Consider the following 11370-nt stretch of genomic DNA (forward strand, 5'->3'; position numbering starts at 1 on the left):
ACTGGTGCCCATATCAAGCCGTTATAGTCGCAGATCAGTACTCAGAATTCATAAACTCCACCGGTGAATAAATTGGTAGGCCAAGGTGTGCCTGTAAAATAAATTTCTTATCAAGAGTTATAAAATAATCCATCCGATGCTGAATTGCGGTGTAATACTGCAATGCATCTTCTATATCTGACATTGAAGAACGCAGAGCTTGAACAACAGATTCTTGGTGTGCCTCGGTGACGATAAGGTTATTTAACAAAGTAAGAAGTATATACTTTGCATGAGCTGTATCAAACTCCTTTTCTATCCAATAGCTGCATATTTGTATTACCGAGACGGAAGTAAAAGCCCGGTATTTCCCTTTCTCTATTTCGACAAACAAAGAATCGATTACTCCAGCTTGCTTCCTTCGTAAAACATATTCGAGAATAATATTTGCATCCAGGAAGATTTTAGAGGCCATACTTTCTGCCCTTAGCCTCGTAATATTCCTTTTTCAAATCCAAATCATCAGGTATATCAGGTTTTTCAAGACTTCTGACTAACTCCACAAAACTCTCCTTCTTTTTTGGCGCCGCTATTACTCTGAAATAATCTTCAACTATTTCAGAGATACTTCTCTTCTGGCGTGCTGCAAACTGTTTCATTTGATCTAAAATCTCCTGCTCTATTGTCAAATTTAATTTCGCTTTCATGGAACAAATATACGTACATATATTTATCATGCGCATTAACTACCCTGTTAAAGTAGCATGTTAATATTAAATTCTTACGTCAGGTGCTTTAAATAAACTTATGACTTAGTTAACTGTAGAAACAGTAGAGTTGCGGCGATTTAGAGCCAAGCGGCCTCTTTCATCCTTCATACAATCAAGTTTGCGGATTCAGGTTGCCAAGAACTGAATAACATTGTGGCACTTTAGTTGTTGCAATTTTACAACTTCTTTTGAGAACTGAACGAGAGTACTGCATGACTGGCTCAGTTCTTTAGCTATGAAATTTTTAAAAGACCTGTAAATAGATGAAAAAAGTATTAATTGTCGACGACAACGAAGATGTTTCTGATTTAATCGCTACTATTCTTCGGGAGGCGGGTTATGATGTCAATTGGCACTCTTCAGGCAATCATTTAATTTCGACTGTGATTACTATCAATCCCGACCTAATTCTTATGGATATCATGCTGGGAAAACATGACGGCCGTAAGCTTTGCGATGAACTGAAGAATAATGAAGAGACAGCGCACATCCCTATACTCCTTGTATCAGCAGCACATGATCTGCATTCCCAACGCAATCAGGCAGACGGTTTTGTTGCAAAGCCATTCGATATAGAATACCTGTTACATAGAGTCGCCAGCACAATTAACTAATTCGCAATTCATTCAAAAAGAACAACCCATTTACCTATAAATACTTCTATGATGTTTTCGTTAACAGGAACGACATGATCCATTGTGGAAGAAGAGGATCATGGGACTTTCGAAAAAAACCATTTCCAGTTTAAATCTGTAAAGCTCATGGCCGGCGTGGAGAATCCGGATAGCTAGATCGTTATTTGACCAAGGTATAAACTATCAGATTGCCTGCTTCTATCCGCAGCGATGAAAGCTATATACACGTGCAATACAGAGCCCGGTTTAAGATCCTGGTTAATTGGTAAAATATCGTGCCCTGAACTTCTGAACTGTCCCGGAAGCAAATAGAAAGCCTTAAAATCTTCAACATTATATGCCACCATGATAACCTGATCTCTACCGTACTCAGTTTTGAAGGGGACCGCGTTCCAGGTAAACGTTAATTCACCTGGCGCAGTTTTACTAACCGCTGCACCCTCTGCCATTGGTAAATCACCTGAACTAACCTTAACGAGCGCAGGTTCAATTAAAATTTTATCTCCTTCAACTTTTAAGACAGTTCTCATCAGGTGGGACTTTGCACTGATAAAGCCGCCCGATGTCCGACTAATCCCGTTAAATCCTACCCGTACCACGCCAAGTAAAGGCTTAAGCCACAATTGAGCTGCAGCGAATTTACGCCTGTTAAAGCTCTCCTTTTCGGAAATGACTTCTGTTCTATTTTTGTACAGACCTTTCATATAAGGTACTCCATTTCTGGAAGATCCGATAACCGAACCGACTTTTCCGATAAACGGGCCATTAATGCCGCCTACTAATTTTCCCATAAGTAGAATATAAAGATGAATATAGTAAAATTTAAAATTAAAAGCATATAAAATTGTAATAAAAAATAGATTAATAACGCATGAAAACTAAGCGTTTTTTGTTTTTTATTTGTCTTTTATCCGCGTTTCATCCGTCTTTTATCCGTGTTTTATTTGTGTTACAAAGTTTAATATTTTGGCATTTTAACTTTGGTGACAAGCTACTGCTGGCTAAGACAATTTTCTTCACCTATTCTCAAATGGTTCCGGCCAAAAATGGAAAAGACTTTGTTACTCCGGCGCACACAAAAAAAGGGAACCTTTCAGCTCCCTCTTCCTTTAATTACATTAATAAAATCTATTTTACAGTCTCAACCACAGCTTTGAAAGCTTCCGGGTGATTCATTGCAAGGTCAGCTAAAACCTTACGGTTAAGTAGATTTCCGTTTGCAGTTAATTTTCCCATTAATACTGAATATGATAATCCGTGCTGGCGGGCACCTGCGTTAATACGCTGGATCCATAAAGCTCTGAATTCTCGTTTCTTGGTTTTACGGTCACGGTAAGCATATTGCAAACCTTTTTCGACAGTGTTCTTAGCAACGGTAAAAACCTTGCTTCTTGATCCCCAATAGCCTTTGGCTAGGTCGAGGACCTTTTTTCTTCTTCTTCTTGACGCTACTGCGTTAACCGAACGTGGCATGTTGTTTTGTGTTTTGGTAAGCGGTGTCCCTCTGTGGAAACTTTAAGACCTGATACCTGGTTAAATTAATTTGTTACTTACTTGCCGATACAAAGCATACGTTTAACGTTGCCCATATCTGCGTCAGATACTAAACTGCTCTGACTTAAAGCGCGCTTACGTTTAGTGCTCATCTTGGTTAAGATGTGGCTCATGAAAGCGTTCTTTCTTTTGATTTTACCTGTTCCAGTAAGCTTAAAGCGCTTTTTAGCACTGGAACACGTCTTCATTTTTGGCATAACTCTATTTTATTTGTTGTTTGTTGTTTATTAGTTGCTTGCCTGCCGTCAGGCAGGTTAGTCTGGTCGGATAAAACCGGATAAACGATTACTTTTTGCCGGAATGTTTCGGTGCTACTGTCAAAAACATCCGTTTTCCTTCCAGCTTGGGCAATTGTTCTACCTTACCCACATCTTCCAATCCCTGAGCAAATTTAAGCAAAAGTATCTCTCCCTGTTCCTTATAAACAATCGCACGACCCTTAAAGTGTACATATGCTCTCACCTTTTCACCGCCTTCCAGGAATCCTATGGCATGCTTGAGTTTGAATTGAAAATCATGATCATTTGTATTAGGCCCAAAACGGATTTCTTTAATCACCGTTTGCTTTGCATTGGACTTAATTTCCTTCATCTTCTTTTTCTGCTCATATATAAACTTGTTGTAGTCAACAATCTTACATACAGGCGGAACTGCATTTGGGGAAATTTCGACAAGATCGAGATCCTGTTCGATAGCCATAGCTAAAGCTTCTCTGAAAGGATAAATACCCGTGACCACGTTATCACCGGTAACCCGAACTTCGGGTGCCCGAATCAGATCATTGATCTTATGTTCTGCTTCCTTCTTTTTGAATGGAGGGCGTGGTCCTCTATTGAATCCTGGTCTTCCTAATGCCAAATTAGTATTTACTTAAATTGTTATTTCTTTAACTAATTGATTACTAAACTCTTCAATTGTCATGCTTCCTGCATCTCCATGTCCATGTTTCCGTACAGAAATCAGGCCATCATTCATTTCCTTCTCCCCGATTATGAGCATGTACGGAATCTTCTTCACTTCGGCATCACGTATCTTGCGTCCGATCTTCTCATCTCTGGAGTCTATCAGGCCGCGAATATCGGAATTATTAAGCGATTCTAAAACTTTTTTTGCATAATCCTCATATTTTTCAGAGATAGGCAGGACTATAAATTGCTCAGGTGTAAGCCATAATGGAAATTCGCCGGCACAATGCTCTATTAATACAGCTACGAAACGCTCAAGCGACCCAAACGGAGCCCTATGAATCATCACCGGCCTGTGTTTTTGATTATCGCGGCCTGTATATTCCAGTTCAAATCGTTCAGGTAAGTTATAGTCTACCTGAATTGTCCCCAGCTGCCATTTCCTTCCCAGCGCATCTTTAACCATGAAGTCCAGTTTAGGTCCATAAAACGCGGCCTCTCCCATCTCTACCACGGTTTTCAGACCTTTCTCTTCAGCTGCCTCAATGATCGCCGATTCGGCCAGCTGCCAGTTCTCATCTGATCCAATATACTTGGCTTTATTTGCCGGATCGCGAAGGGATATCTGCGCTGTGTAATCATTAAATCCCAGTGCTTTAAATACATAAAGCACCAGATCTATCACTTTTTTAAATTCCTCTTTTACCTGGTCCGGGCGACAAAATAAGTGCGCGTCGTCCTGAGTAAAGCCACGTACCCGGGTCAGACCATGAAGCTCACCGCTTTGCTCGTAACGGTATACAGTCCCAAACTCAGCGTAGCGTACAGGGAGGTCTTTGTAAGACCTTGGTTTTGTTTTATATATCTCGCAATGGTGAGGACAGTTCATTGGTTTTAAAAAGAACTCCTCCCCTTCCTGCGGTGTTTTTATCGGCTGGAATGAATCAGCCCCATACTTTTCGTAATGACCGGATGTAATATAAAGGTTTTTATGACCTATATGGGGCGTTATAACCTGCTCGTATCCCGATTTAACTTGTGCTTTCTGCAGGAAATTGACCAGTTTTTCGCGTAAAGCAGTTCCTTTGGGTAACCATAAAGGTAATCCCAACCCTACTTTTTCAGAAAAGGCAAAAAGCTCCAGTTCCTTTCCAAGCTTACGGTGATCACGCTTCTTGGCCTCTTCGATCATGTGAAGGTAATCCGTAAGCTCGCTTTGCTTTGGAAAGGTTACGCCATAGATCCGCGTAAGTTGCCTGCGGGTTTCGTCGCCCCTCCAATAAGCTCCGGCAACATTCATAAGCTTCACGGCCTTTATAAAGCCTGTGTTCGGGATATGCGGGCCGCGACAAAGATCAGTAAAGTTACCCTGGGTATAAAAGGTAATTGAACCATCGGTAAGATCTTTTATGAGATCGAGTTTGTACTCATCGTCTTTTTCTGTGAAATATTCCACAGCGTCATTCTTTGTTACCGTCTTTCGTGAAAACCCGGCTTTCGTTCTGGCCAGCTCCATGATCTTATCTTCTATCCGTTTAAAATCATCAGAAGAGAATTCCCGGTCGCCAAAATCAACATCATAATAAAATCCTGTTTCAATGGCGGGCCCTATTCCGAATTTAGTACCCGGGTACAGTGCTTCAAGGGCCTCGGCCATCAGGTGGGCAGAAGAATGCCAGAAGGTGTTCTTACCTTCTATGTCGTTCCATGTAAGCAATTTAACTTCTGAAGCTGCCTCAATCGGTCGCGACGAATCCCAAACCTGGCCATTAACCTGCGCAGCTAATACATTTCTCGCTAAACCTTCAGAAATTGACAGGGCTATCTGATGAGCGGTAACACCCTGCTCATATTCGCGGACAGATCCGTCCGGAAGTGTAATCTTAATCATATACAAAATGATTTGTTAGTTATGTAAAAATGAAACAAGTGGTCATATACTGAGTGACCTTCAATTCAGTGTAAAAATAAGAATAATAAAAGATTTTGGAGCGCTTTACAGCATTTCAATTTGCCATACCAAACGCATTCCATATGCTAAAATTAAAAATGATGAGCGTCAAGAGCGGGCTTCCGATTTTTTTCAGCTAAAACCTCGCTAAATAAATAGCCATAAACCAGTGCATACTCTGCGATAAGAATTAAATGATTTTCCTGAAATACAGGATTGGAGTAGGCAAAATAGCTTAGTATGATCGTAAAACTCCAAACTAAGGGGAATTTCCAATGGGTGAATACAGATAGCATCACCAATGATATAATGTACCATGGATGAATTGTAGTCGAAAGAAAAAAGAAGATAGAAAGCACAATCAGCATGTTCGTGATTAAACTTTTAAGAGTACTATTTTGCTTTTTAAAGGATATAAACAGGATTATAGCCATCAGTATTAAAGGAATTACCCGCCCCGTGATATGAATAATATTATAACCTGCTGTATAGTAGCCAATGCTCCGGATGATATAATATATACTTGCATTAAACTCGAAATTTATAAACCATAATGCTATTGTAGACATATAATTATTTAGAAACGAAACGGAAAAGAATGGCAAAAATGAGGCTAGCGTCATTACCCCTACCATCATAAAAAAGCGCATTGCTCTTTTGAATCCGAGATATTTTATAAACAATGGTAACAACATTAAGGGAATCAACTTTATAGAAATAGACAGGCTAATAAAAACTGCTGCCCATACAAATTTTCCGATATGTAACTGATATAGGGCCAGAACGAGAAAAAATATCATTGCACCTTCAAAATGAAGGTTTCCTGTTAGCTCAGTGATAACAAGTGGGTTTAGAAAATAGAAAAAGATTCTATTTTCAGGAATTTTAAGTGCCTGAAGCAGCTTTCGGCCATAAAAATAAATCCCAAGGTCAAACCCGATGATCAGTATCCGTAGAATAACTACACTGCCAAAAATGCTTTTACCAGAGCCAACTGCTGCCAAAGCAAAACACAACTGGTTTACGGGAGGATAATTTGTATAATGTCCGGAACTCAAACTTCCCATGCCATTAACTAATTGCATTGCTTCGGGGATATTAATCAGCGCATTACTTATGACTTGGTCGGGAAGGTGTAAATATGGATTGAAGCCGTTTATTAACATCCTGCCGTCCCATATAAAACGGTAAAAATCCTGTGATAGGTTTGGTATTGCGAATAAAAATAAAAGCCGGAAAAAAATTCCTGTTTTGAAGAGAAGACCCGTTTTACTGTCGTCTCGATGGAAGGATATAAAGAAAAAATAAAATAAGAATAGTGCTGAAAATAGGGTTAGAAGATACAGGAAGTTGCTTCTGTTTAAATCATAGGCTAGTAAAATATATAAGATAGAACATGATGGGATGCTAAATATTAATAGTTTGTTATCCCGCCAATAGCTGAGCATTTAGATTAGGTTTTAAAAGTTGTATATATTACATATCCAAAACCTGTGATGAGCATGAAATGAAATGGCAGCAGGGTATAGTCATTTAAAATAAAAGAGCTGCACAAGCCAAAAACAAAATATAGCAATAATAGTATTTCAAAAATTACAAATGTTGGAATCTTGTTGTTTATGTATTCATTCCCCACCCAATTATCTGAAGACTTCTTTATATTGAATTTAGGGGTACGAATAAAATCACTTTTTTTGCCCATATATGCTTCTGCAACGGCGAAGGTATTATGCAAAGAAAATCCAAGCGTTAGGGTAAAAAAAGCAAGAAACATGCTGATGAAATTCATAAAACGATACGACATTTTTAGATGAAGATTTTTATAAACTACCCAATGGTTTACGAATAAGATAAAACTACTGACAATAAAAAAGCTATGAATTTTAAACGCAAGATCAAGTTGCGGATATTCTTTCTTAATGTAAAGCATTGGAATACTTAATACAGATATTATTAGCAGAAAGAAAAACATAGAACTGCTTCCTAAATGCATAATTGCGTGTATTTTGGTGAAAACTGGTAATTTTTCAGACGAGAGCACACTTCGGAACAGTTTGATGAAGTTTTCTGCCCCTCCTTTATTCCATCTAAATTGCTGAGAACGGGCAGCGCTGAAAACTACTGGTAGTTCGGCAGGCACGACCACATTCTCCAGATATTTGAACTCCCAATTATTCAACTGAGCCCGGTAACTCAGATCCAGATCTTCAGTTAAGGTATCACCATGCCAGTTACCTGATTCTAAAATGCATTGCTTGCGCCATATTCCGGCAGTCCCATTAAAATTCATGAAATGGTGATTTGAATTTCTTCCAGTCTGTTCAAGCGTAAAATGAACATCCAGAGCAAAAGCCTGAACTTTTGTTAGCAGCGAGTAATTTCGGTTTAAATGCCCCCAACGGGTTTGTACTAAGCCAATTTTAGGGTTTTTAAAATAAATGATGGTTTTTTTCAACCAGTCTTTGTCAGGCAGAAAATCTGCATCAAAAATTGCGATAAATTCGCCCTTCGCAGTCTTCAGGCCTTCTTTTAGTGCTCCGGCTTTAAAATTTAATCTGTTATTCCTGCTGATGTGTGAAATATCGAGTCCGGTTTTCTTGAGATTCCCGATAAGTTCTGACGTCAGATTTTTGCTATTATCGTCGCTATCATCCAATACCTGGATCTCCAGCTTGTCCTTTGGATAATCCATGTTTGACATGCAACGTAACAGACGTTCCATTACATACTTTTCATTAAAAATAGGTAGTTGAATCGTAACAAGGGGGATTTCATCTGTTTTCGAGAGATCAAAAACTTCCACGCATTCCTTTTTGTATTTCGATGAAACGTAACTGAATAGGAGATTTAATTGAGAAATGTTGTAAAAAAACATCATTATCAGCGCAAACCCGTAAATTCCTATGATTATATATGAGATATAGATCCACATTTCATTTAAAACTATATTTTGCAATCCAACCGATTATCTTAACTCCTGCCATGACCGTGCCATTAACCGTTCCAGATACTTTTGAAATTCCAATTCTTTTTTTGTACCGGACCGGAATTTCGACATATGTCAGTTTCTGTTTTAAAGCCTTTAATTGCATTTCTACGGTCCATCCATAGGTCTTGTCGATCATTTTAAGCTCTATGAGCTTATTATATTTGATTGCTCTGAAAGGCCCAAGATCTGTAAATTTGGATGCAAACAACCATTTCATTAAAAACGTTGCCAGCCAATTCCCAAATATTTGCTGAGGGGTCATAGATCCATTTTCACGCAACTCTTTTACCCGGGCGCCAATTACAAAGTCGATATCGTTTTCGATAATCGGAGCAATTAGCTTTAAAAGCTCTTCAGGATAGTCAGAGTAATCGCCGTCCAGAAAAACGACGATGTCGGGCGGTATTTTTTGTTGGGAAATGTATTCTATCCCTTTCAGACATGCATTGCCATATCCTGAACGACTTTCGGATAAGACGGTTGCACCCGCCTTATGAGCATTCTCTATGGTCGCATCATTTGAATTATTACTGACAACGATAATTTCCTCTACTATTTCAGGTATTTCATAGATTACTTGTCCAATTGATTTTTCTTCGTTGTAGGCGGGAATGATAACCTTGATTCTTTTCACTAATCCTTTCTTATAATGCTGTATGCGTGCTAATCCTTATTCTTTGATTCCTGCCTTAAAAGTGCCAGTAAATTTACATCATTGCCTAGTAATACGGGATCTTCATTGATCCTGTTGTCTTCAGAACCATTTTCCAATTTCAAAACTCCACGGGGGCAAACGGCGGAGCAGATGCCACAACCGACACATGATGAACGGACGATATTTTCACCTTTCTGTGCATAGGCGCGAACGTCTATCCCCATTTCACAGGCATTGGAACAGTTTCCACATGAGATACACTGCCCACCGTTAGTTGTGATCCTGAACCTCGAAAACAAACGCTGCTGTAAGCCTAGAATTGCTGCCAGCGGACAACCGAAACGGCACCATACCCTGCTTCCCATAATAGGATAAAAGCCTACTCCTACAACTCCGCTAAAAAGCGCACCTATAGCAAACCCGTACCATGAGGTCAGCGTATAATTATTTACAAAGAATATCTTTTCATTACCTGAGAAATGGTTGAGCATAATCACTCCAACCATTACGACTACCAATGATACCATCGTAAAAATGGCATCCTTATCCATATTTCTCCTTTTAAAAAGATATAAACATGCCGTTAACAAGGTCAGGAATACGACAATTCCAATGGTGAACTGCCTGCGAGTTAATAGACTCTGATCAGGATTTTTACCTAAAAAAGTATATAACACAGCCACCGACATGATAAATGCGAACACTAAAACTAAATGTATACTCCAGCGTTCAAATTTCCAGGCTTTGCTCGACTTATCAGATAAATGCCGGAATGGATCTCCTGCTGTTTCGGCCAATCCGCCACATCCGCAAACCCATGAGCAATACCACCTTTTACCGTAAAAATAAGTTAGCACCGGAGAAATAAGAAATATCATTACGAGTCCGGAAATCAACATAAAAATGCCCAAATTTCCTCCATTTAACATATTTGTTAAATGCCACTCCTCAAAGAAGTAGTAATTGAGCGGCCACATATTCTTAATATCCTTATTAAAATAGGGAGTATCCGGATTTAGTTTTGACAATATTTCGGGGATTAAAAAAGCAAACCCTACCTGAAAAAACATCACGGAAAGTGTCCTGATGATCTGGTATTTGTTATCCCTATACTTTAATAAAAACTTGTATCCCATGGCCAAAATAGCTATAGTATACAATGTTCCGTAGACAAACCATTGAGTAGCTGGCTTTCCGTTTATAAATACACTGAATGGGTCAAATAAGGAAACCAATCCTGTGTTTCCGCCTTTAACCTGATAACCCAGGTATTGTGGAAACCAATATATAATGATGTAAAACAGCGTTAATAAAACTGCTAAAATCCATGCAAGCGTCCCCCTGCCTGTTAGAGAATTAAACCATATGCCATTAAATTTAATCCCGGCAGGCTGCCTGAGATATAAATCATTGGCGTATAAAACAATTCCCGAAATAATGGCTAGCAGGGCGACTGCGAGCCATATTGCCTTATGCGAAAAATCCAGGTTGAGGAGAGCCAGAGATAGAATAACAAATCCAACAGAACTGGTAGCCAGTGCAATTTTTTGGATAGTGGAAGGGGATCTGTTATCATGATCAATAACAGACATGCTTTCATACGTTTTGTTCATGCTCAAATTAATTATACGGTATGAGAATGGGTTTGATAAAATAAGGATCGGATTTCAGGTTCATGTTTTGAATAAAACTCAGGATCGAAATTTGCGCAGGAAAGATTGTCTATTATATATTCAACAGAACGGTTATCAGTCAGGGCATTATCAAAAAATTCGTGCCTCATTCTAATTCCAAAAGTGTTGATTCCTAAAAATGCAGAAGTATATTTATCATAAGATATCCGGATACATTTTTTACCTGAAGAGTGCTCCCAGTAGTAATGAGCTTCATTTTCCTTGGGTTTATTCCATATCCAGCCGTAGGTTTGATATT

General features: G+C 39.0%; 13 protein-coding genes. 1 reads left to right on the forward strand and 12 read right to left on the reverse strand.

What is annotated here, in order from left to right; genetic code table 11:
* Window positions 1-34: 34 nt before the first annotated feature.
* Together ACLL8Z_RS10370 and ACLL8Z_RS10375 are read right to left on the reverse strand one after the other, a co-directional pair.
* Window positions 35-454, reverse strand: coding sequence for a type II toxin-antitoxin system VapC family toxin (locus ACLL8Z_RS10370; RefSeq protein WP_411274711.1), 420 nt, complete (start codon window positions 452-454; stop codon window positions 35-37).
* Entirely contained in the window at window positions 444-686 is a 243-nt protein-coding gene (locus ACLL8Z_RS10375; RefSeq protein ID WP_411274712.1) for a DUF6364 family protein, read from the reverse strand. Before ACLL8Z_RS10375 ends, ACLL8Z_RS10370 begins: the two co-directional genes overlap by 11 nt.
* A gap of 326 nt (window positions 687-1012) precedes the next feature.
* Between ACLL8Z_RS10375 and ACLL8Z_RS10380 the strand changes: the two genes are divergently transcribed.
* Window positions 1013-1363, forward strand: a complete 351-nt coding sequence (locus ACLL8Z_RS10380; protein WP_411274713.1) for a response regulator — start codon at window positions 1013-1015, stop codon at window positions 1361-1363.
* 173 nt (window positions 1364-1536) lie between these two features.
* Here ACLL8Z_RS10380 and ACLL8Z_RS10385 read toward each other — a convergent pair whose 3' ends face one another.
* The 10 genes from ACLL8Z_RS10385 to ACLL8Z_RS10430 all read right to left on the reverse strand — a co-directional run.
* Window positions 1537-2175 (reverse strand): DUF6266 family protein, encoded by a 639-nt coding sequence (locus ACLL8Z_RS10385; protein ID WP_411274714.1) that lies wholly within the window; start codon window positions 2173-2175, stop codon window positions 1537-1539.
* A 337-nt stretch (window positions 2176-2512) separates the two neighbouring features.
* Window positions 2513-2857, reverse strand: a complete 345-nt coding sequence (gene rplT, locus ACLL8Z_RS10390; RefSeq protein WP_411274715.1) for a 50S ribosomal protein L20 — start codon at window positions 2855-2857, stop codon at window positions 2513-2515.
* Between the two features lie 77 nt (window positions 2858-2934).
* Window positions 2935-3135: a 50S ribosomal protein L35 gene (gene rpmI / locus ACLL8Z_RS10395; protein ID WP_411274716.1), complete on the reverse strand. Its 201-nt coding sequence runs from the start codon at window positions 3133-3135 to the stop codon at window positions 2935-2937.
* Window positions 3136-3223: 88 nt separating this feature from the next.
* On the reverse strand, window positions 3224-3796 hold the full coding sequence (gene infC / locus ACLL8Z_RS10400) for a translation initiation factor IF-3 (protein WP_411274717.1): 573 nt from the start codon (window positions 3794-3796) through the stop codon (window positions 3224-3226).
* Between the two features lie 12 nt (window positions 3797-3808).
* A complete protein-coding gene (thrS, locus tag ACLL8Z_RS10405) occupies window positions 3809-5734 on the reverse strand; it encodes a threonine--tRNA ligase (protein ID WP_411274718.1) in 1926 nt (641 codons plus the stop codon).
* A gap of 152 nt (window positions 5735-5886) precedes the next feature.
* Complete coding sequence (locus ACLL8Z_RS10410; RefSeq protein WP_411274719.1) at window positions 5887-6879, reverse strand: hypothetical protein; 993 nt, start codon at window positions 6877-6879, stop codon at window positions 5887-5889.
* A 368-nt stretch (window positions 6880-7247) separates the two neighbouring features.
* Window positions 7248-8726, reverse strand: a complete 1479-nt coding sequence (locus ACLL8Z_RS10415; protein WP_411274720.1) for a cellulose synthase family protein — start codon at window positions 8724-8726, stop codon at window positions 7248-7250.
* Between the two features lies 1 nt (window position 8727).
* A complete protein-coding gene (locus tag ACLL8Z_RS10420) occupies window positions 8728-9417 on the reverse strand; it encodes a glycosyltransferase family 2 protein (protein ID WP_411274721.1) in 690 nt (229 codons plus the stop codon).
* A 29-nt stretch (window positions 9418-9446) separates the two neighbouring features.
* Window positions 9447-11051: a 4Fe-4S binding protein gene (locus ACLL8Z_RS10425; protein ID WP_411274722.1), complete on the reverse strand. Its 1605-nt coding sequence runs from the start codon at window positions 11049-11051 to the stop codon at window positions 9447-9449.
* An 11-nt stretch (window positions 11052-11062) separates the two neighbouring features.
* The coding region (locus ACLL8Z_RS10430; RefSeq protein WP_411274723.1) for a hypothetical protein at window positions 11063-11370 on the reverse strand (308 nt) is incomplete at its 5' end.

This window comes from Daejeonella sp. (assembly GCF_046590655.1).
In the GTDB taxonomy this organism is placed as follows: Bacteria; Bacteroidota; Bacteroidia; order Sphingobacteriales; family Sphingobacteriaceae; genus Daejeonella.